Annotated in this window: 26 protein-coding genes and 1 pseudogene; 1 reads left to right on the forward strand and 26 read right to left on the reverse strand. The window is 32.1% G+C overall.

The genetic code is table 11. The annotated features are described in order from the left end of the window. The first annotated feature begins 139 nt into the window (after positions 1–139). The gene (locus DWX65_RS08845; RefSeq protein ID WP_118173267.1) at positions 140–2,464 is read left to right on the forward strand and encodes a tetratricopeptide repeat protein; all 2,325 of its coding nucleotides are present in this window, start codon (positions 140–142) and stop codon (positions 2,462–2,464) included. Here DWX65_RS08845 and DWX65_RS08850 read toward each other — a convergent pair. The 26 genes and pseudogenes from DWX65_RS08850 to DWX65_RS08965 all read right to left on the reverse strand — a co-directional run bounded on the left by DWX65_RS08850 (position 2,450) and on the right by DWX65_RS08965 (position 19,884). After that, positions 2,450–3,709, reverse strand: a complete 1,260-nt coding sequence (locus tag DWX65_RS08850; protein ID WP_118173268.1) for an amino acid hydroxymethyltransferase — start codon at positions 3,707–3,709, stop codon at positions 2,450–2,452. The genes DWX65_RS08845 and DWX65_RS08850 overlap by 15 nt on opposite strands. Continuing rightward, entirely contained in the window at positions 3,702–4,880 is a 1,179-nt protein-coding gene (locus tag DWX65_RS08855) for an alpha-D-ribose 1-methylphosphonate 5-triphosphate diphosphatase (protein WP_118173269.1), read from the reverse strand. Before DWX65_RS08855 ends, DWX65_RS08850 begins: the two co-directional genes overlap by 8 nt. A 47-nt stretch (positions 4,881–4,927) precedes the next feature. Then, positions 4,928–5,074: a hypothetical protein gene (locus tag DWX65_RS14980; RefSeq protein ID WP_158564720.1), complete on the reverse strand. Its 147-nt coding sequence runs from the start codon at positions 5,072–5,074 to the stop codon at positions 4,928–4,930. 174 nt (positions 5,075–5,248) lie between these two features. Then, the gene (locus tag DWX65_RS08860; RefSeq protein ID WP_118173270.1) at positions 5,249–6,649 is read right to left on the reverse strand and encodes a hypothetical protein; all 1,401 of its coding nucleotides are present in this window, start codon (positions 6,647–6,649) and stop codon (positions 5,249–5,251) included. Positions 6,650–6,673: 24 nt separating this feature from the next. Further along, on the reverse strand, positions 6,674–7,186 hold the full coding sequence (locus DWX65_RS08865) for a hypothetical protein (protein ID WP_118173271.1): 513 nt from the start codon (positions 7,184–7,186) through the stop codon (positions 6,674–6,676). Positions 7,187–7,199: 13 nt separating this feature from the next. Beyond that, positions 7,200–7,613: a hypothetical protein gene (locus DWX65_RS08870; RefSeq protein WP_147339149.1), complete on the reverse strand. Its 414-nt coding sequence runs from the start codon at positions 7,611–7,613 to the stop codon at positions 7,200–7,202. A gap of 154 nt (positions 7,614–7,767) precedes the next feature. Further along, the gene (locus DWX65_RS08875; protein WP_118173272.1) at positions 7,768–8,355 is read right to left on the reverse strand and encodes a hypothetical protein; all 588 of its coding nucleotides are present in this window, start codon (positions 8,353–8,355) and stop codon (positions 7,768–7,770) included. Positions 8,356–8,507: 152 nt separating this feature from the next. Beyond that, a complete protein-coding gene (locus tag DWX65_RS08880; RefSeq protein ID WP_118173273.1) occupies positions 8,508–9,146 on the reverse strand; it encodes a hypothetical protein in 639 nt (212 codons plus the stop codon). A 93-nt stretch (positions 9,147–9,239) separates the two neighbouring features. After that, positions 9,240–9,872, reverse strand: a complete 633-nt coding sequence (locus tag DWX65_RS08885) for a hypothetical protein (protein ID WP_118173274.1) — start codon at positions 9,870–9,872, stop codon at positions 9,240–9,242. A gap of 45 nt (positions 9,873–9,917) precedes the next feature. Beyond that, on the reverse strand, positions 9,918–10,334 hold the full coding sequence (locus DWX65_RS08890; RefSeq protein ID WP_147339150.1) for a hypothetical protein: 417 nt from the start codon (positions 10,332–10,334) through the stop codon (positions 9,918–9,920). 44 nt (positions 10,335–10,378) lie between these two features. Further along, entirely contained in the window at positions 10,379–11,752 is a 1,374-nt protein-coding gene (locus tag DWX65_RS08895; RefSeq protein WP_118173276.1) for a hypothetical protein, read from the reverse strand. A 177-nt stretch (positions 11,753–11,929) separates the two neighbouring features. Then, positions 11,930–12,397: a hypothetical protein gene (locus DWX65_RS08900; RefSeq protein WP_118173277.1), complete on the reverse strand. Its 468-nt coding sequence runs from the start codon at positions 12,395–12,397 to the stop codon at positions 11,930–11,932. Between the two features lie 31 nt (positions 12,398–12,428). After that, positions 12,429–13,121 carry a hypothetical protein gene (locus DWX65_RS08905; RefSeq protein ID WP_147339151.1) on the reverse strand — a complete coding sequence of 231 codons (693 nt, stop codon included), beginning with the start codon at positions 13,119–13,121 and terminating at the stop codon, positions 12,429–12,431. Then, positions 13,118–13,540 (reverse strand): hypothetical protein, encoded by a 423-nt coding sequence (locus DWX65_RS08910; RefSeq protein ID WP_147339152.1) that lies wholly within the window; start codon positions 13,538–13,540, stop codon positions 13,118–13,120. Before DWX65_RS08910 ends, DWX65_RS08905 begins: the two co-directional genes overlap by 4 nt. Before the next feature lie 161 nt (positions 13,541–13,701). Continuing rightward, on the reverse strand, positions 13,702–14,004 hold the full coding sequence (locus tag DWX65_RS08915) for a hypothetical protein (RefSeq protein WP_147339153.1): 303 nt from the start codon (positions 14,002–14,004) through the stop codon (positions 13,702–13,704). Continuing rightward, complete coding sequence (locus tag DWX65_RS08920) at positions 13,958–14,401, reverse strand: hypothetical protein (RefSeq protein WP_242997842.1); 444 nt, start codon at positions 14,399–14,401, stop codon at positions 13,958–13,960. The genes DWX65_RS08915 and DWX65_RS08920 overlap by 47 nt, the downstream gene beginning before the upstream one ends. 57 nt (positions 14,402–14,458) lie before the next feature. Beyond that, positions 14,459–14,632 (reverse strand): annotated as a pseudogene (locus DWX65_RS15760) (RHS repeat-associated core domain-containing protein); the annotation flags it as partial. A 530-nt stretch (positions 14,633–15,162) separates the two neighbouring features. Further along, the gene (locus DWX65_RS08925; RefSeq protein ID WP_118057178.1) at positions 15,163–15,861 is read right to left on the reverse strand and encodes a hypothetical protein; all 699 of its coding nucleotides are present in this window, start codon (positions 15,859–15,861) and stop codon (positions 15,163–15,165) included. Between the two features lie 63 nt (positions 15,862–15,924). Next, positions 15,925–16,635 carry a hypothetical protein gene (locus DWX65_RS08930; protein WP_118173282.1) on the reverse strand — a complete coding sequence of 237 codons (711 nt, stop codon included), beginning with the start codon at positions 16,633–16,635 and terminating at the stop codon, positions 15,925–15,927. Between the two features lie 48 nt (positions 16,636–16,683). Then, positions 16,684–17,028, reverse strand: coding sequence for a hypothetical protein (locus tag DWX65_RS08935; RefSeq protein ID WP_118173283.1), 345 nt, complete (start codon positions 17,026–17,028; stop codon positions 16,684–16,686). A gap of 45 nt (positions 17,029–17,073) precedes the next feature. After that, positions 17,074–17,385, reverse strand: coding sequence for a hypothetical protein (locus tag DWX65_RS08940; protein ID WP_118173284.1), 312 nt, complete (start codon positions 17,383–17,385; stop codon positions 17,074–17,076). A 40-nt stretch (positions 17,386–17,425) separates the two neighbouring features. Next, positions 17,426–17,848: a hypothetical protein gene (locus DWX65_RS08945; RefSeq protein WP_022242227.1), complete on the reverse strand. Its 423-nt coding sequence runs from the start codon at positions 17,846–17,848 to the stop codon at positions 17,426–17,428. Between the two features lie 104 nt (positions 17,849–17,952). After that, on the reverse strand, positions 17,953–18,135 hold the full coding sequence (locus tag DWX65_RS08950) for a hypothetical protein (protein WP_118173285.1): 183 nt from the start codon (positions 18,133–18,135) through the stop codon (positions 17,953–17,955). A gap of 17 nt (positions 18,136–18,152) precedes the next feature. After that, positions 18,153–18,854: a hypothetical protein gene (locus tag DWX65_RS08955; RefSeq protein ID WP_118173286.1), complete on the reverse strand. Its 702-nt coding sequence runs from the start codon at positions 18,852–18,854 to the stop codon at positions 18,153–18,155. Positions 18,855–18,859: 5 nt separating this feature from the next. Then, complete coding sequence (locus tag DWX65_RS08960; RefSeq protein ID WP_147339154.1) at positions 18,860–19,087, reverse strand: hypothetical protein; 228 nt, start codon at positions 19,085–19,087, stop codon at positions 18,860–18,862. Positions 19,088–19,176: 89 nt separating this feature from the next. Next, on the reverse strand, positions 19,177–19,884 hold the full coding sequence (locus DWX65_RS08965; RefSeq protein WP_118173288.1) for a hypothetical protein: 708 nt from the start codon (positions 19,882–19,884) through the stop codon (positions 19,177–19,179). Between the last annotated feature and the right edge of the window lie 386 nt (positions 19,885–20,270).

A 20,270-nucleotide genomic window follows, 5' to 3' on the forward strand; every position in this document is an offset into this window, starting at 1 on the left:
AAATGATGGATAATCCGGTATTATCCGTTGGAAAGAAGTTATAAAATCAAAGATTATTATATTTGGGCAAAGTATCGGGAATTTCATATTCGTTATACAAGACTATAATTTCCATTTAACATTAATATAAGGAGCAACTATGAATTATGAATCGAAAGATATTATAGAACTTTTTTGCGCTATTTTTGGTGTATTAGCAACTGTCGCTGGAACAATGTGGGCGACTATTAAGGCTACCAAACGCTATTTTGAAAATAAAAAAATAGAATTAAATACATATTATATTGCAAGAGGAGTGTTTTCAGATCGATTAGGCAGCTTAAATGAACTCCAGCGTGCAGTCAATAGTAACGCACGCATAATCAATGTCTATGGGAAAAGAGGTATTGGTAAAAGTGCTTTTTTAAGATTTTTTTGTGATTCAGTTAATCATAAATTAAATCGTTTGAATAAAAAAACGAGGAAAAAATTAAAAATTGGCAAAGGAATAGCCACATACATTGAATTAGCAAGTTACGGAAACGCTTCTATAGTAGAGCAAATACTAAATACTGTAGCTACCAAAGATGTAACATTCGCACAATATATCGATGAACTGCTATCAAAGACACTACGCAAGAAAAAGATATATATTGTATTAGATAATGTAAATACGAATGCACTGGGTAAAGAAATTGAAACAGTTGTGGATATTTTATTTAGCCATTCACCTAAATTTTGTGTTATTGTTGGTTCAATTGAAAAACAGCCGTTTATAAATTCAATAAATGAAAATATTATCAAATATGTGCAATTAAATACATTTGATGAGAATGATATTTTTGATTTTGCCGAGAACAATAATTGTGACATACCTCCTAATATGATTCAGAAAGTTTTATCTTTTTCCGAAGGTCTTCCGATTTTTGTAAGCCTATTTTTGAAAAACAATGAAGAATATCTGAGTTTTAGCGGTGAACGAATAGATAAATATTTGGAAAGAATCTTTGATGATTTGTCATCTCAAAGTAAACAAATTGCCCTTTTTATAGCATTTTTAAGTATTACAAATGCTATTATTAAATTTCAACTATTGCAACATTTTATGTGTTCAATTTCCGAAAATGATCTAGAAGAATTAGAAAATAGTTCTCTTATAGAATATGATAAAGCAAATGCAAATATAAAAATGCATGAGCTATTCAGAAATTATATAGTCAAGAAATGCAATAATGAAAAGGACATCATAGGATTGATATATAATTATTATAATAACGACAATAAAATATTTGAAAAAACGTATTATCTATTAATGCTGAATTATGAGAATAGAAATTCTGAAATCATTAGAGTAATTGAAAAGGCAATTGATGGAGAAAAGTATTCGTTTCTTTTGCTTTTAGGGGAGCACTATAAATTATTATACGATTGGAACAATCAACGTTCTGGAATTGAGTCAAAGACATTTTTATATGTGATTTATGGTTATGTATCAGGACTAATAGGAGTTGGTAATTATCCGGCAGCAAGGGAGGTAATTGATACATGTCGTATTTCCGCAAATAATCCTGAAACAATATTGCAATTTAAATTTTCACTTTTAACAGCACAACTTTATCATTTACAAAATGAATATGATTTGTCAATAGAAACCTATAATATCTTATTAAATAATATTGGAGAAAATGAATTATTTCAAAAATATGAAGCCAAATGTTTATGGGGGATTGCGCATTCTTTGAGACATAAGGGTTACGACTTGGATGGCGCTATTGATTATTATGATAGATCTATTGAAGCCGCAATAAGACTTGGAAGAGAAAGTGAAATTTTAAAAAGCATGATGGAAAAATTGAATATTTATATGCTGCAAAACAAGGTCGAAAATGCAAGGGAACTCCATAATAAAATAGTAAGAAGAATTCATAATTTACCCTCTGGAATGTATAAAGGTACCAAAAATTCTTTCAACAAATTAGAATCACGATATGTTAGAATAATGTTAAACACGAATATTGAATTGCAATTTAATTTACTACAAAAGGCACTAAATGAATATAAGGTTCAAAAAAAGAGGTTACAATATAATACATATTTTGAACTTGGAGAATATTATAGGAAACTCGAAAAATATGAAGAAGCAAAGGAACATTACAATAAAGCCTTAGCTTTTTCAAAACAAAATAACGACTATAACTTAAAAACACTTTCTCAAATTGCATTAATTGTTCTTAATATTTCAATCGGGAACTACGTATCTGAGCAATTAATTTCTGCAATAATTGAAACATTTCGAGAAAGTGAGACTAATAACTTGTATACCAACAAGTTATTAGCCGAAATGATATTAAGTTTTTTGCAAAATGAAACCCCAGATGCAAGTGTGCTATCAGAATTTGTTCGACTAGAATATATGTCCGCTGTAGATGTATGTATCGAAAATTCTTATATAGCATACAAGAGTTTAAATTTATTCCTTATGTAGATGTAGCTTAAAGTTATCAATTACGTCATCAGGAAACGTATACATAATTTTTTTTGGTGGAAGTTTTTGCTTTATATGGTCAATAAAAGGTGCATTAGGCGTGGTTGTTCTTAATTCATTTAGGATATCTCCAATCAATTCTAATGCGTCTTCCTTCCAGCCATAACGAGCTATTTCTTGTGTACCCAGACGTATACCTGTATTATCAAATAATTTTTTTCCTTTGGTATTTAATGTTACTCCATACTTTAAAGCATTATAATATATCTGATTCATTTCATCAGAGGCACACTTTATAAATAACTGATGCGTATTTGAGTAATATTCTTGCGGATGCAACATTTGAAAGCCTTTTTTCTCTAAAATTTCCCCTAAAATGTTAGCTGTCAATATTATATTTTTGGCATACTCCTGCCCGTATACTTCGTTCTCTATAAGAGCAAGCAGCAGACTTATTACTTGATGCATTTGCGTGTGTCGCAAATACTTTGGGTTTATGTTCCTTTCAATTGTTTGATGGATTTCTTCATTATTTGTCATAATAAGTCCTGACGCAGGTCCCGGTAATGTTTTATGCGTTCCACCCAATAAAACAACATTAGATGATATTTTAAGAGGATTACTAATTTGTTTTCCGGCAATCAATCCCATAATTTGGCTTATGTCATACAACAGAATGCTGTTATCAAGCATTAAGTTTTGTATATCCATAGGTTTAATTATATCTGATGGAGCCAATAAAATATAGTGTATATTTTCAGCCTCTATAATGTAGTTTGCTTCTTCGTAATTTAAATCAAAATTGATATAATCATAAGGTAATTCATATACATGCAAACCTAATCTTTCACAAACAGGCAGAATAGAGGGGTGTCCGCCACTTGCAGGGGATAAAATAGCAATCTTGTCACCACTATTGGTAAGCGACATAAGCAGCATTGTTACACAATTCATACCACTTAACGTCCTCGCATCTGTATATTTTGTATCAAATAGCAACTTGCATACATTATGAATTTGTTCATATATTGGAACAAGATATTGGCTTCCAATAAAATTATTTTTTTCAGAATATGTATAGTAATTTCCCATAATATATCGTTCCTGAATATCTCCATCTAGTGGTAATTTGCAAAAATTTGAAATAACATTTTCAGCAGCACATAGTGGAATTCTTGATTTTTGAAAGTTACTTAAATTATCTAACAAGGAAAATATTTTCTCAAAATTGTATAACTCACCCATAATTCAATGCTATTTTAACCTTTCCATTCACTAAGACTTTATATACTTTTGGCATGATTTCATCATTAGAAACAATAATTATATCTGCTCTTTTTCCAATAACAATAGAACCATATTCATCCTGAATTCCTAATGCAATGGCAGGATTAAGAGTTGAATATTTCACAGCTTCATATAGTGGTATATTTGTTTTTTGAGCAATTGTGTATATACTTTGCAATAAGGCAGGGGTATAGTAATCTGAACATATTATATGTGCATATCCTGCCTTAATTAAATCTAACGCTGAAACATTTTTATTGTGAGAACCGTTTTTCATAATATTGGGAGCACCGACAAGATTATAGAATCCTTGTTCATGAGCTTTTTTGGCAATATCAAAATTTAAAGGAAATTCGCAAATACGGATTCCATTTTCTTTCATAAATTTAAGTTGTGATTCTTGTTCAACATCATGAAATGCTATTGGAATATTGTTTTTTTGCGCAGTCTTTAAAAGATTTTGTATTTGACATTGAGACAATAAAGGCTTATTTTGACATTCGCATATAATTTCATTTACTTTTTTAGGGGATATGTCTCCATATTGTTTTCTTATTTCAACTTTAAAAACCTCCAAACTGGAATATTGTCCTTGACCAGGAGTGTGATTCATCAATGATAACTCGTGTATTACTCCACTTTTTAAACGTTCCAATATTGGGGAATACGCTTCAATGGTATTTAGTTCAAGGCGAGCATGAAAACGATGATTTATTAGCATTTCTTTATGGTATTTAAATATGTCATCACCTATATCAATCATTTGTTTTACAGATAAAGTACGTTTTCTATTGCAAATAGTTGAATTTGCGATTGAAATTGAATGATACATAGTCGTAATTCCTTGACTAGCAAGTTCTTTATCAACTTCGCTAAGAGCTGTATAATTGTTGAAAACTATGCCTTTACGTGGAACTATAATATTTTCAACAACATCAGAATGAATATCTATTAAACCTGGCATAATAAATTTACCGGCACAATCAATAACTTCACCATATTCTATATTTTCATTACAATCTACAATTTTATCAATATACCCTGATTTGATTCGTAAAACGCTGTTTTCTAAAATGGTATCTTCTGTTATGATTTTGCCATTTATCAGTGTAGTATATTTGGAGTTCATAATAATTCCCCCGTATTCTTATTTGTCTATGAATGAATGGTAAAAATTTAAATAATTTCTTTTCTGATGAATAATACCGGATTATCCATCATTTTCATATCAACCAGACCCCTCAAAGATTTCTCTCCACTCATCTGGCTATTATTGAATACAAATTTTCCAAATACACAAATAAACACTGAACTATATTTCACAGCATCAGTTACACTACCTATGTATTTTAGTTTAGTCTCAAATGGGGATTACCGCTGGAGAATTCCAACATATCTGAATTATGTGATATTTGTACTAACTATCGCTTATAACTCATACTCCCATTCATCAAATTACTTTTTCTGTTAATAGATTACTCTCTTTGTCATTTCTTGTCAATTATTTTGTTGGAAATCTTTTTCAAAGGACTGCATTTCCCGGAACATTTCCTTGTCTACATAGCAGCCGGCTTTCTCATGCTCCGTCAGATTGATGGCACAGTCAAACTGGTCGATGATTCCTTCTATCGACTGTACCATTCCTTTCCAGCCATCTCCCATAGCATCCTGCAGCCGCTTCCAGTCCGTATACATTCTGACCGCTGCATTATTATGCTTTCCTTCTATGGTCGGAAGTGAAATCTGCATATCCTTTTTCAGTACCGTTTTGCCATTTTCATCCGGCTCCGGAAAATCTGCTGACGTTTTAGTTGGAATAATAAATCTGGCTTTTGTCATTTCTATGGACAGAAATCTAAAATATAATTTGTAAATAAGTTTCTGCTCGTCTGTTACCGGCTGCCCAAGCTGAGCAATCAGAAGCATCCATCTTACCAGGTCAGGATTAGTAACCGGAACGCTAATTTCCGGTATATTGCTGTAGTCCGGCTCCGGAACAAATTCCGGCGCTGCTATTGCCGTATTTTCATTTACCACTTTGACTCCACAGGCACCGTTCATATAAAAACAGTATCCAAGGAAATTGTAAATTGCCTTATGGGAATCATCGTTTTTAATCTCTCTGATTTCATACCGTTCTTCTGGAAATCTGACTTTAAATATATCCTTATATGCCTTAGTCAGAATCCAGATATCAGGTGGTGTACACATATATGTGCCATCCTGTCGGTCTACTGTCTGGGAAAAAAGTGCCGGCTCTCCTGTGATTTTACTGTATACGCAATAAATAGCAGGTGCTTCCAATACCTTTTGAACAAGGGCTTTTGCAATTACACCAATCCTCTTTCGGACTTCTTCTTTTTCAGCATCATCCTTTGCCGGAATTACTTTCGTTTTATACCACGCATACAAACGCCAGATTTCTGAACAATCCGTAATGCTTAACTCATCAAGTTCTTTCTGTGAAAGTACCAGTTGTTTTGACGATACATAAGTATCTCCCAGACCAGAAATATAGGCATCATGTACTTCTTCTACAGTTGTCGCTCTTGAATATATCATTGTTCCGCATTTTATCGGATAAGTTCCAGTCTGCTCCAATTTCAATCCTACCCGACAGTTTTCTGCTTCACGCACAGTTTTTCCCTGTCCAACTTCTATTCCGAGCACTACTGTCACCAGTATTTCTCCATCATCATCCGAAAAATTACTCATGTAGACAGCATCACCCACCTGTATTTTTCCCTTCAGTTCACCTACAACCACGATATCATCTGTATTTCTAAGGCGGAACTTATCCTGTACTTTTAATACACACTTTCTTGCTGCCTCTTTGGAACTATTTTCCTCCGCATTATCTTTATTCTTAAAAAGATGCAACTTTTCCCTGATTCCCATCGCAATCTGCTCCTTTTCGTTCTTCTAATTGTTCTGCTGTCTATCTATGATATATTCCAGCATTTTTCTCGCATTAGCTTTTTTCATTTGAAGTTCAAACAGGCTTTCCTTTTTTTCATTAAAAAACAGATATGCCACATTTCCCGGCATTGCACTAACCCCGGTGATTTGCCCGATTGGGATATTTTTTAGTTTTCTTTCTGCATAGTAAAATACTTCATTTTTCTTTATAAATACTGCCGAATATGTAAAATGCTGACACAAAAATGTTGCAAAACCAAGTTGAACCATACAGCAGCAAAAAAGAAATAGAAATAGTGACGCTATTTCTAATGAAAATAACAGAATCACCCATTCCAAAACGCTAATTATATAAAACAGAATTCCGAATATCCATATTATTTTTTTATCCCCTACATAGATAAATGCTTCTGCTTTATTATTTTTCTGCTCTTTCTTACATTCAAGCATAAACTTTAAATCAAAAATTCCTATCACAAATGCTAAAATTATTAATATAATTAAAAAATATTTCATACTATCACCTCGTCTAAAATAATCCTATAAAATCCGCCAGTATTAAATATAATGCATACCATATCCCAAAAGCTAAAACTGAAAAACAACTAAAATACAGTAGAATTTTTTCTCTTTTCTCTTCTGCATTTTTTGCCATATCAAATATTCCAATTCCAGCAGCCCAAAACAGAACTCCCAAAAGAAACTTTAACCAATAAATGCATATTATTTCTCTATTTAATGGCATCAATAAATAAAAAACGACTCCAATAATATCAACTACCTGTACACCTATCGCATACATCAACCCCATAATCGAAATTTCTCCATAAGAATGCCACAACCAGGTAAATACATATAAGAATCGATTATCTATCCAAATTTTTCTTCTGCCTGACGGTTTTTCTGAAAACCTAACTATAAACCACATCCAGACAGAAAACATAATACATTTTATGAATAAGTGCATTTTCTTTATCACCTCGTCTGTAAAAACTCTACTACCTTATTCCTTTTTTCTAAAAAGAATCGATATTCTGTTCCATTTCTTTTAACTATGTTTATCTGATTTGTAAAAATACCAAACAACTTTTCCTCTTCTAATTCTCTCCTCCCATATCCGAAATAATATATATCACCTTTGCTCCAAATAATTTCTTCATTTCTTCTTCAAAATTTAAATATACGGTTTTAGCTATATATACCTCTCCGGTAAAATTCATTAAAAACTTGTCCATATTATTTTTATAAATGAAACCATATTTAGAACAATTCTTGTATAATTGATGTTCAACCTTCAGTGTATTTAGTTCTTTTCTATCTTTAACCAATAATCCCGCATCAATTTCTTCAAAAAAGAGTGTTATCCACGGACAATGAACGAATTTGCCATTTTTATATATATTTACTCTTAAATTTCGTCGATAAAGATAGATATTGGATATTATAACTGACTTCACTTCAGATAAATCTTTCTTTCGTCTTTTAAAATTATGATAATAAACTATTTTCTCATCCTGAATGTAATATCCATCTATGAAGAACCCGATTCCATAAACTAATAAGAACGCAATCCCTACGTATTCAAGCAGGACAAGAATTGACACAATTCCATATCTGTCACCAGTAAGTTTTAATATAACAATTATTCCTAAAATTAGACCACAATATATTGCCAGCCCTCTCATTACATTGTGATATACTACTGAAATATAATATTTTTGTTTGTTTATTCATCATCTGTTTTCACCAGCTCTAATCACTAATTTTAAAATGAACTATACTCTTGTTCCACCTACAGTTTTGTATACTCTGTCATTTTTATCAAGGCAAAATGTTTCTACTTTTTATTAACCCGTTCATATTTTCTGAAATAATAATACATCATACCAGCATCGACCCACAAAGAGGTGAACATTGCAAGTGCAAAAAGTAGTACAACTACAATTGCATATGTCTCATTTTGACCCATGCTTTCCAGTTTCGACCCGGTTTGGTTTCTGCATAATCTTAGTGTCATAAAAGTCATTATTGCAACTGATGCGGCAATTTCTTTACCATTTGATCCTTTTTTCTTTCCGTTTTCATACCATCCGTCATGTATTCGTTTTCTTACTAACCAAAAGCGTCCAAAATAACACAATGCAATCAGTGTTGTTCCCACTATTCCTATCATTAAATAATTATTTGGTTTTCTCATTAACCCAATAAAGCACCATCCATCTACTAAAAAAATCAGCCCTAAAATTTCTCCATGAACAAAACTGCAAAATACACTTCCATATTTTTTCCTCTCCATCCTCCAACAAAGAATCAGAAGACAAATTTCTATTATGGTACAGACTGCCAATACCTTCCATGAATTCAATATTTGCACCCCTAAAAAGATAATTGTTATTAGGAAAAATCCTATCTGATCATTCCATAAATTAGCTTCGTATTTCTTTTTTGTCTTTAAAAAAGCCTGTATTTTTTCCATTGTATCCTGCCCCTCTTGGCGATGCCTCTATCTCCTTCTAACTATTCACAGAAGTTTGTGCTTCAAATACATTTCCATCCCATTCATCATAATTCAAATAATATGTATTGACTTTGTTGCTGCTCTTTCATCTATTTCATTTTTAAAATTTAGATATAGCGACTTTGTAATATATATATTTCCTGTGTATTTTTCCATTATTTCATCAATTACATCTTTCTGGTAGATAAAGCCCACTTTTTGCTTAGATTTAAATATTTTATTCTCTATTTCAATGGAAGTCACTTTATCTGGATATAACCCCACCTCCATTGGATCTATTTTTTCAAAAAATAAAGTAAACCATGGACAAGGAATTATTTTTCCATTTTTCCACATATTAATTGGATTTGTTCCATGAAAATATATGTATGCATTCGATATCACAACAGCTTCTATTTTCTTCAATTTTTTTCTGTTCTTTTTGAATTTATGAAAAAATACGATTTCATCATGTCGAATAATATATCCATCTTGAAAAAACTGAACAGAAAATGTCACTGCCAAAAACGCTTCTATTAAAAGCAAATCCACAAATAACAATGTTAGTTGCTCTTTTATATATTTATCATTAATTGCCTGTATACATCCACCAAAAACGAGAACAATGCATGTATACACTATTAACCCCTTTTTTATATTGTACTTTTCCATAGAGATATGATATTTTTGTTTACTCTTTTGCATTTGTTCTCCTAACCTCGCCGCATGCAATTTTTCAGTTTACTGGCTCTAAATATTCGCAAATTTGCAAATTTCCATTACTAAATAAGCAATGGATGCAATCATAAAACAAATGGATAATATAAAGTATTTGATTTTTTCTTTCATTTCTTCTTGTTTTTTCCACTCTGCAAAGCATTCCACTGTCGCAGCCACACATGCAAAAAATATTTGAAAAGCTCCCCAAAAAAAGCATACAGTTGATGCTTTTGCATTAAGCAAATAGATAGAAAATAATGCCAAACCAATTAGCATTTCATAACTCACACAAACAACCATGGAAAAAATTGTCGTTTGATTGTAAACTGCTACTGGAAATAGAAACAAATTCCTTATTTTCCCATTAATCACTATTCTCCTAAATCTCTCATCACAGTTTCTCACTCTACATGCTAAAATCATTCCAATTGTTGTAATTGTTAACATAATAATATATCTATTCGGCATTACTTAATTTTTCTCCCTTGAATTTATACACCTTTATACTCTCTTTGAATATCGTCCAAATATTTATATAAATACTTAACAGGCTCTATATTAAAAGTCTTATTCACTATATAGCATAAAAAAATACACAAAGAATCTATTACTAAAGCCATACAAACAAATAATGTTTTCTCCGTAAAAACCATATCCTGACTAAAAAGTGCAACTATCCCCAACATCATTGCCAATACCGCAATTATAATATAACCTGTCATAAAGGAGATATAGAATGCTTGAGCAAATGTAATTTTTTTCTTAATATTTAAAGTATTACCATTACTCTCTATACTCCATTTTGCACTCTTTATATACCAATTCTCAGTTCCCTTACATAAATAAAGTATCTTCTTATTGTTTTTTTCTTCGTATATCATAAATCGCTCTTTTGCCACTTGCACTTTGCCGTTATTTGGGAGACTAGTAAAATCTATTTTTCGCTCTGGCTTTTTCGTTTCATCAACTGTATCATTCTCCTTTTCTGCAGCCACTTTCGCATCTGTTCCAATTTCTTCTATACGCTCTTTTCTGCTTGCCAACAGCATTTCCTGCACATTTACTAATTCTCTTTTTGAATTTGCTGTACATTCTAATATCGATATTTCTTTCCCCTTAAATTTGACTTGTACTCTATTACTTTTTTCTATAACAATTTCCAAATCTTCTTTTATACCAAAATTTTCTTTTCGATACTTATGATATGTAACAATTCCATTCTTAAAAATGAATAATTTCTGGTGTGCATACATTCCGTTAATGAATACCAGAACATACTCAACCCATACAGAAACTTTCCATATTTTCTCAACAGATTTTGTATAGCCCCCTGTAAGGCAGCCTACCAATATAAGCAAACATACAGATGTTACAAATGCCTGCAGCAAAAGCAAAATTGAGTATTCCCTTCCCCATAAATAGATTTCGGTATACTCTTTCTTTTCCTTCACTCTTTTTGTTAATGTTCGTAACACCCTTTTTTCTATCATAACAAATAACATAATAATAATTACTATCCAAATAAATGCTATTTTTCCTTTATAATTCGAAAATATCACTCCCGTAAGCATAGCAGATTCTTTTGGCATTGCAGCAGACTTTTCTTTCAATATATTCGGTATCCATAGAATGTCCGGCATAATCACCTTTCCCAAAATGCCAATCATAATTATCCCGGATATTCCTCCAACCCACTTAGAAAAAATTCTGACTCCTCTTGGTGATACCTCTATCTCTTTTTGACTATTTCGAAAAGTTTGCACTTCAAATATAATTCCGCCATTGGCTTTACATAAAATTATTATCCATCCTAAAAGAGCAATCACTTCCATACAATAAATAACAAAAGCATAATATGTTGCCATCTCCATTCATCCCCTTGCCGCTTGTCCTAATGTATTTGCATTTTTCTTTATCAGCGGGTAAACAATTCCATATGTTCTTTCTGTTTTTCTGATAAAGCATGCTCTTCATCCATTATACATATCTCCATATATTTCACTCTAAACATCCTTGTTCTTCTCCCTTGAATTCATTCCGCGCTATACTCCTGTTCCACATGCAATTTTATATACTCTGTCATTTTCATCAAAATAGAATGATGTTGAATAAATACCATTTTGAACCGCATATTCATTTTCTTCTTCATTACTTAAAGTTTTCTTTAATCCATATGCCAGCATAACTTCTTTTTTTGATGAGCCTACCCCAATTTGTAAAATTCCAAATCGAATACCAGGATCCGTAATTCTAACACTTTCCGGATAATTTCCAATAAAGGTATATTCTATATCTTCAAATTTAATATCCTCGCAACTTCCATATAATTTTTCTCTGCTAACAGGGTCACCTTCTTTTTCTAAAATTTCCTGTTTGCTTTGACGGAAAAAACAATTAAAATCATGTAATCCATATGTACCGTATTTCATTTTAAGAAATATAACTAATACTATAAAAATAAGAATAATAATACCTATAACTACCTTTGCTCTTCTTTTACTCTTTACCATCTTTTTTCCCCCATTCTATAAAAGTAATGTTTTAATTACTATTTTCATTTCTGGATTTATAAAAGTCTGGTCTCGCAATTATATCTACTTTTACAAATGCACTTATAAATGCTGCAACCATCATTACAATCATAATACAACACAAAAAAAATACTGAACTTTTTTGTTTTCCTAATGCATTGAATAATACTGCTCCTCTGCGTCCAAAAAATCGTCTTCCTACCACACACAAACACGTTAATAAAAATAAACTCATTGTTTCTATAATTTTTAACGTACTTCTTACATTTTTATTTTTTATTACTATTTTTCCAGTTGTTAATAATGCCCCCCAAATTCCCAATATTATAGAAATCACATAACTTATAATACAAATTGCTGTGCTTTTTTCAGGCGGCAAATTTCCCTGCACCATTATTTGTATCAAAAGTCCCAGCGAAATAAATAAACATATATGTGCATTGTATTTTCTATAATCGTATTCCTTTCTTATAAATGAAACTACTGCCCCCAAAATAATAAAAGCTATTACACACACTGCTATACATGCTGTAAAGCCCATATTGGCTCCACGATAATAACTCTCATATGCTCCACCTAAACAGAACAAAACATATGAAAAAATTCCTGCTCCTGTTTGTTTTAAAATTGCTTTGCCCTTTTTCACCATAGCCTCATCTCCATATTGAAGTCTGCAACTGACCAAGTCACCTTTTAACATCATCTGGTAAACAATTCCATATGTTCTTTCTGTTTTTCTGATAAAGCATGCTCTTCATCCATTATACATATCTCCATATATTTCAAGTCTCCCTTTATATAAAACATAATGTATACCTGATAATCTTCATCCTGCCCTTTTTCTACCGAAGAGAAATAATAAATTATATAAGATGGTTTCTCCGTATTTCCTGCGGTCACATCTCCCCACAGGAATCCTACTCCATCCTGGATTCCCTCTAATATCTGACTGAATGAATTTGCTGACTTTAACTTTTTTAAATCCTCTTCATCCAGGAAAGTTATCAAGCTGCTTTCATCAACATTGGACAATTCAATTCCATAAATCATATAGGTGTTTTCCTTTGATTGTATTAGAAATTCATTATCCGTTTTGTAACGCTCAGACTCTTCACTATTCATATATTCCTTCGGTATACTTGCAGCAACCTGTGACAAATGTATATAATAATACTTTACATAATGTTTACTTATTAAAGTATATATTAAAATAATTGTCCAAAAAATTGCTATTTCTATTGAAAAACAACGAAATCTTTTCATGAGTTGCTCTTTCCTGTTTTTTATTCTAAGCATCCTTGTTCTTCTCCTTCCCACAAACTATTCCACCATTCAAATATATTACCTGAACAGACTGTCCAAGTGTTAGACATAGTTACATGACCAGATGCCAAAGTACCCTCTTCCCCTAGTCCAACACTTATATATCCTCCATTATGTTTTACATCTCCATTATCATCACACGCTTGCCATGCGCCTCCGCCAATGATTAAACCTTCACCTATTGTTCCACCTTCCTCTAACCCATAACCATTCAATTCACTTATTGCCTGTGCCTTGTACACCCCCCAAAAAAATACTTCCATTTCCGGATTGACCGATTTCTGCTCCAGTTCCACCAGAAACCTGTAATGCAATATTACCATTTAAATCCCACACAACTTGCACACTTCCACTCATATATGCTCCAGCCCCAATACTTCCTGATAATCCCAGCACACCAATCGGGATATCTTTGTCACTATCATCATTTTTATCCGTATTATTACTCTCATTATCATTATTACTTGCTTTTTCCTGCTCATTGATTTCATTCATCGGGATTTCTAATATTTTCTTAATATCATACTCCTCTGGAATTGAATTCTCCTCTTTGTTCATTCCACCCAAAAATTCGTCAGGAAAATCTATCAAGCTTTTTTCTTCCGACTTACTTTTTCCTATATTATTAAATTCGTCTACTATATTTATTACTGGTTCCATACCATTCAAATCAACCAAATCCAACGGTCTATTCCAGCAATAGTTGTAATGGTTCATTGTATATGGCGCAGCAATATGCCCCTTTATAAAATCTTCACTGATAAATCTGCCAACTCCGGCATCATATCGTCTTGCCTGTGCAAAGTATAGTACACCAACGCTGTCCATCTGATAACCGGTAAATCCAAAGCTTTGTAAAGAATCTTTAAAGATATCTTTTGCAGTCCGAATATCATTACCAAATTCGTCAAATCCGTAGACTTCCTCGCTTCTTCTGCCTTTCCATCTTTAATTAAATTTCTTACAACACTCTGCTGCATTTGGTCTAATCGTTCCCTGTCAGCCTCCAGTGTTGTTCTTAATTTTTCTATATCAAGATTTCCACCATTCGGATTAATATTATCTGCTAAGTCTGTAAAATATGTAATTATTGCATTTCCTGCCGTTACCAGTCCGGCAACTGTTCCGATATATCTGGTATCAACTTGCTGTACATCTGAAAAAATTTGCTCAATCTCTTCTTTTGTTGTAGAATGCTTGCTTATAATATTCTGATAATATCCTTCCATATTATCCAAATAGTCTGAAATACCAAGTTTGCTCAACCAGTCCTGTCCCGCCTGATTAAACTCTCCTTTTCCATTCCCAATTGTTTCCCATACACCGGAAGCAATAACATCATCAACATATTGCATTAACAGTTCTTTTGCCCCAGGTGAAAAATCTCTCATCATATTTTCTCTCCCGTTCAATTTCATTTTTTATAGGTTGTCCCAGGTTTCTTCTGTTATAGAAAACACCTCTTTCGGATAATCAATGTTTACCAACTCTCCTCCTGTAGATAAATCCTTTGCAACAACATGAATTGACCACTCTGCATTCCCATTTAATATCTGATACATTTCTGAATTAAAAAATATAATCATTAGTTTTGCCGTAAATGTAAGTCCGTTTGCCTTCTGAGCTACCTGACAATTAACTTCGGTATAATCATCCGAAACCGATATTTTATACAATTCATCTTCATCTGTTTGTTCTAATTCATTACTAATATTTTCTTCGGCTTTCTTTATCCATTTTTCCTTTTGTTTTTCATTCAACTCTATAATAATGTTCTTTTTTTCATCCAAATATATATATTGGCAATACTCAGTTGCTCCACGTATTTCTTTTATAAAATCAGTTGCATTCGTATATATAGCTGTAATTTCAAATTTCTGTAATCCTGTGTTATCGTAATTTTTGTAATAATTCTTCGTCAAATCATAATTTTCATTTATTTTTTTTATTTCCATTCCAAACGGATTTTCATCTGCACTTAATATAATTGTATCCTCTTCTTCTCCTGTTTCTGTTTTCTCCGGTATTGCCTGCTCCTTTTTATATATTACAAGCGCTGCCACAATTCCTATCACTAATATTGCTATCACTATAATTCCCATTATGTTTTTCTTCTTCATTCTTATTTCCTCCATTTTCTTATGGTAATACAGCAGCAGTTGCAATTGATGCTCCACCTATTTTTACAGGTTGTCCCAGGTTTCAATTGATAAGTTATAATCCTCATCTGGGAATTTTATATTTTCCAATTCCTTTCCTGTTTCCATATCAGTTACGATAATCTGTAATGACCAGTCTTTGTTTCCATTCAATACATGATATATTTCTGAATCATATGTCAAAGTCATAAGTGAGCTCATCTTTGCCGTAAAGGTACTTTGACTGTTTAATATTTCTTTTGATACATCCAGATAAAGTATTTTGTAATCATCACTAATTCTAAAATGATATAATTCTTCATCCTTATTTTGTTCTATTACTCTTTTTATATCCTTTTCTGTTAACTCCAGCCAATTTTTTCGCTGCTGCTCTGTTATCTCTGCAACCAGTCCCTCTTCTTTACTTTCATATCCATATTGGCAATATCCGGACTCTCTCATCTCGGCAATATACGTCCTTTTATCTGTAAAAATAACTGGAATGATATACTTTTGTAGTCCTGTATTGTCATAATCTTTATAATAATTTCTTGTCAAATCATAGTCTTCATTTATCTTTTTTATCTCTATTCCGAACGGATTCTCATCTGCACTTAATACTACTGTCTCCGGTTCTTCCCCGACCTGTGATTTTTCCGGCACCATCTGCATCTTTTTATATACTATCAGTGCAGCCACTATTCCAATTGCAAACAATGCTATAATGATTATCCCCACTACATTTTTCTTTTTCATTATTATGTATCTTCACTTTCCTATCTTTTGTATAAAAGAATTACCGGCCTACATATTGTCCCAATTTTCAATAGATATATGATATCCCTCTTCCGGGAAATTTATATTCATTAATTCACCACCTGTTTCTAAATCTTTTCCAACAATGTGTATTGCCCAATCTGTTTTTCCATTCAGTACCTGATATATTTCCGAATCATATATCAATGACATAACGAGTGCTGTATGTGTTGTTGTTTTTCCATTTAGTATTTCTTTTGAAATTTCCAATTGAAGTTCTTCATAGTTACGAGTAAATTTAAAACTATAAAACCCTTCTTCACCTTGTCCTATAATTCTATTGATATCATTTACTGTATAATTAAGCCAATCTTCTTTCTGCTGCTCTGTCATTTCTGCTATTATATTATCTTCCTCATCTATATAACCATATTGACATTATCCTGATTCCCTTAACTCGGCAATATATGTCCTTTCATCTATTGCAATATTAGGTATAACAAATTTCTCCAATCCCTTATTATCATAATTTTTATAATAATTTTTTGTCAGGTCATAATTTTCATTTATCTTTTTTATCTCTACTCCGAACGGATTCTCATCCGCACTTAATACTACTGTCTCCGGTTCTTCCCCGACCTCTGGCTGTTCCAATGCTGTCTGTTCCCTTTTATACTGCATCAATGCTGCAGCTATTCCGATTACAAATAATGCTATAATAATTATCCCTACTATGTTTTTCTTTTTCATTTTTCTTTTCCTTCTATATTTTCAAAATATATGTTCCTTATCATTCGTTTGTTTTTACTTTTTCCCACATATCTGGTGATAGACGAAATTTTTCTTTTGGAAATTGAATATTCATCATCTCTTTCTGTGTCTCCATATCATTTACCATAATATGAATCGACCAATTCTCATTGCCATTAAAAATCTGATATAGTTCAGAATCATAAATTAATACTATTAGTGCTTCTCCCATTTCATCAATCAATGCACTTTGGTCTATATCCAACTTGATAACTGTATAATCATCTTCAACTGTAAATTTATATAGCTCTTCGCTTTCCAGTGAATTCAACTCTTTATCAATTTCATCTATGGCTCTGTCAATCCATTCTTCTTTTTGCTTTTGAGTCATCTCAATATATACTACTTGCTCTTCTTCATCTAGCCAGGCATACTTGCAATATCCTGATTTCCGCAATCCCACGATATATTCCTTTTTATCTGTAAAGATTCCTGTTATTTTAAATTCTTCCAGTCCCGTGTCATCATAATTTTTATAATAATTCTTTGTCAGATCATAATCTTCATTTATTTTTTTATTTCTACTCCGAACGGATTCTCATCCGCACTTAATACTACTGTCTCCGGTTCTTCCCCAACCTCTGGCTTTTCTGCTACCATCTGTTCTTTTGTATACTGCATCATTGCTGCAGCTATTCCGATTACAAATAATGCTATAATAATTATCCCTACTATATTTTTCTTTTTCATTTTTCTTTTCCTAATCCTTATGGAGCTACCAAAGCACCCATTATTGACGCTCCACCCGTGGGTGCCATAAATGCCACTGCAACTGCCCATTTTGTCAAAAAATACAAGCCATATGCTATTCCTAAAACTATAGCTAAATTGCGAACCTTTTCTCCATCTATCTGATACTCATGTTCTGGTATAGGATTCCTTTCCATAGCTGTTTCTTTTACCGTTATTGGAATTGCCTCCCATTCTGGCATTTCTGTATTGTTTGCTTTTTTTACTTCAATAGATGAAGCTACTTTTACATTATCTTCAAGAGTTTTTTCAATTTCATACTTCACACTTGATGTTCCTAGTGATATACCATGTCCTAATGACACTTCCATATTTCCTTCGGTTGCAATAATTGAAACTGAAGCCTCACCATCTTCGCTCAATTCTCCTGCTACTGAAAGTTTATTATCAAACAAATATTCACTTGATATTTTAAAAGACTGTAGCATTATCTGTTGTTTCTCTATTGCAAAGTTAATCGTTGATTGGTTTCCAAAATTTGTTGTTCCCTTCACGCTGACACAATAGGTTGCCGTCATATCTACCCCTAGTGGAACTGTAACCTCATATAATCCATCCTCTAATTCTACTTCCGGAATGATTGATAGTACCCATGCTGCAATACGGTTTATATACTCTAATTGCTCCTTTTTAGAAAGTGCTTCAAATTCATCATACATCAGATTTAATCTTGAAACGGAAATAATATACTCTGCTGCATTTTGTCTAATCGTTCCCTGTCAGCCTCCAGTGTTGTTCTTAATTTTTCTATATCAAGATTTCCACCATTCGGATTAATATTATCTGCTAAATCTGTAAAATATGTAATTATTGCATTTCCTGCTGTTACCAGTCCTGCAACTGTTCCGATATATCTGGTATCAACCTGCTGCACATCTGAAAAAATTTGCATTAACAGTTCTTTTGCCCCTGGCGAAAAATCTCTCGTCATATTTTTCTTTCCTCTTATATCAAAACATTCTTAATATCATACTAAGCAATTTATATATTTTCCCAATTTTCATCCGATAAACGGAATCCTTCATCCGGATATTCTATATTAATTAATTCTTTTCCGGTGTCCCAATCCTCTGTAATAACCTGAACTGCCCAATCTGTATTTCCATTAAGGACCTGATATATCTCCGAATGATATAACAATGCTGTAAGATAAGACATAAAAGAAGTCATTTTCTCTTGGTCTAATACTTCTTTTGTAACATCAATTTGCAAAGTTTTATAATCTTTCTCAAAATTAAAATTGTATACTTTACTTTCTTTTTGTTGCTGTAATATATCATCTATTTTTTCTTTTAACTTACTTATCCATTTTTCCCTTTGCTCCTTAGTCATTTCTACTACTATATCCTGACTATCATCTATATAAACATACTGGCAATACTTTGTTTCTCTTATTCCAAATATGTATGATTCTTCATCCATAAACGCAATTGGAATAACATACTTTTCCAATCCTGCGTTATCATAATTCTCATAATAATCCTTGGTAATATCATAATTTTCCGGTGCATCTGTTGTTGTCATTCCAAACAAATTCTCATCTGCACTCAATACTACTTTTTCTGACGCCAGAACATTTTTCTGTTCATCCGAATATGTCTGTTCTCTTTTATACTGCATCAATGCAACAGCTATTCCGATTACAAATAATGCTATAACAATTAACCCTGCCACATTACTTTTCTTCATGTTTAAGCTCCTCTTTTATCAGGAGAACTGCCTGTTTTTTACAGGCAATCCTCCCAACTTATTTTTGCAATTATGTTATATTAAATTGTTTTATAAATTATTTGGGATACTTGCCGGAGAATTCCGACATATATGAACTTCCTTATTCTATAAAAGATGTAAGTGTTATTTTCATAGCCCACACTCCCATTGTTTACTCAACAATCACTTAATAGCTTAAACATTTTACTTTTTTCTGTCAATTAGCATTTTAGATAAAACACACTATTGTATTTGTATGATTTTCACAAAAGCGAATTATATAACTTTTACATTTCATTATGTACTTCCGGAAATATATGCTATAATGGACGCATATTTGATTCATTTACTAAGGAGAGGTATTT

Source organism: Roseburia sp. AF20-18LB, assembly GCF_003461185.1.
Lineage (GTDB): Bacteria > Bacillota > Clostridia > Lachnospirales > Lachnospiraceae > Roseburia_C > Roseburia_C amylophila.

Bases quoted from the DNA above. Each gene is read 5' to 3' on its own strand.
- DWX65_RS08845 (WP_118173267.1), top strand. From the start codon at position 140: ATGAATTATGAATCGAAAGATATTATAGAACTTTTTTGCGCTATTTTT.
- DWX65_RS08850 (WP_118173268.1), bottom strand. From the start codon at position 3,709: ATGGGTGAGTTATACAATTTTGAGAAAATATTTTCCTTGTTAGATAAT.
- DWX65_RS08855 (WP_118173269.1), bottom strand. From the start codon at position 4,880: ATGAACTCCAAATATACTACACTGATAAATGGCAAAATCATAACAGAA.
- DWX65_RS08860 (WP_118173270.1), bottom strand. From the start codon at position 6,649: ATGGGAATCAGGGAAAAGTTGCATCTTTTTAAGAATAAAGATAATGCG.
- DWX65_RS08865 (WP_118173271.1), bottom strand. From the start codon at position 7,186: ATGAAATATTTTTTAATTATATTAATAATTTTAGCATTTGTGATAGGA.
- DWX65_RS08870 (WP_147339149.1), bottom strand. From the start codon at position 7,613: ATGTTTTCTGTCTGGATGTGGTTTATAGTTAGGTTTTCAGAAAAACCG.
- DWX65_RS08875 (WP_118173272.1), bottom strand. From the start codon at position 8,355: ATGAGAGGGCTGGCAATATATTGTGGTCTAATTTTAGGAATAATTGTT.
- DWX65_RS08880 (WP_118173273.1), bottom strand. From the start codon at position 9,146: ATGGAAAAAATACAGGCTTTTTTAAAGACAAAAAAGAAATACGAAGCT.
- DWX65_RS08885 (WP_118173274.1), bottom strand. From the start codon at position 9,872: ATGCAAAAGAGTAAACAAAAATATCATATCTCTATGGAAAAGTACAAT.
- DWX65_RS08890 (WP_147339150.1), bottom strand. From the start codon at position 10,334: ATGTTAACAATTACAACAATTGGAATGATTTTAGCATGTAGAGTGAGA.
- DWX65_RS08895 (WP_118173276.1), bottom strand. From the start codon at position 11,752: ATGGCAACATATTATGCTTTTGTTATTTATTGTATGGAAGTGATTGCT.
- DWX65_RS08900 (WP_118173277.1), bottom strand. From the start codon at position 12,397: ATGGTAAAGAGTAAAAGAAGAGCAAAGGTAGTTATAGGTATTATTATT.
- DWX65_RS08905 (WP_147339151.1), bottom strand. From the start codon at position 13,121: ATGATGTTAAAAGGTGACTTGGTCAGTTGCAGACTTCAATATGGAGAT.
- DWX65_RS08910 (WP_147339152.1), bottom strand. From the start codon at position 13,540: ATGAATAGTGAAGAGTCTGAGCGTTACAAAACGGATAATGAATTTCTA.
- DWX65_RS08915 (WP_147339153.1), bottom strand. From the start codon at position 14,004: ATGGAAGTATTTTTTTGGGGGGTGTACAAGGCACAGGCAATAAGTGAA.
- DWX65_RS08920 (WP_242997842.1), bottom strand. From the start codon at position 14,401: ATGGAACCAGTAATAAATATAGTAGACGAATTTAATAATATAGGAAAA.
- DWX65_RS08925 (WP_118057178.1), bottom strand. From the start codon at position 15,861: ATGAAGAAGAAAAACATAATGGGAATTATAGTGATAGCAATATTAGTG.
- DWX65_RS08930 (WP_118173282.1), bottom strand. From the start codon at position 16,635: ATGAAAAAGAAAAATGTAGTGGGGATAATCATTATAGCATTGTTTGCA.
- DWX65_RS08935 (WP_118173283.1), bottom strand. From the start codon at position 17,028: ATGACAGAGCAGCAGAAAGAAGATTGGCTTAATTATACAGTAAATGAT.
- DWX65_RS08940 (WP_118173284.1), bottom strand. From the start codon at position 17,385: ATGAAAAAGAAAAACATAGTAGGGATAATTATTATAGCATTATTTGTA.
- DWX65_RS08950 (WP_118173285.1), bottom strand. From the start codon at position 18,135: ATGAAAAAGAAAAATATAGTAGGGATAATTATTATAGCATTATTTGTA.
- DWX65_RS08955 (WP_118173286.1), bottom strand. From the start codon at position 18,854: ATGTATGATGAATTTGAAGCACTTTCTAAAAAGGAGCAATTAGAGTAT.
- DWX65_RS08960 (WP_147339154.1), bottom strand. From the start codon at position 19,087: ATGCAAATTTTTTCAGATGTGCAGCAGGTTGATACCAGATATATCGGA.
- DWX65_RS08965 (WP_118173288.1), bottom strand. From the start codon at position 19,884: ATGAAGAAAAGTAATGTGGCAGGGTTAATTGTTATAGCATTATTTGTA.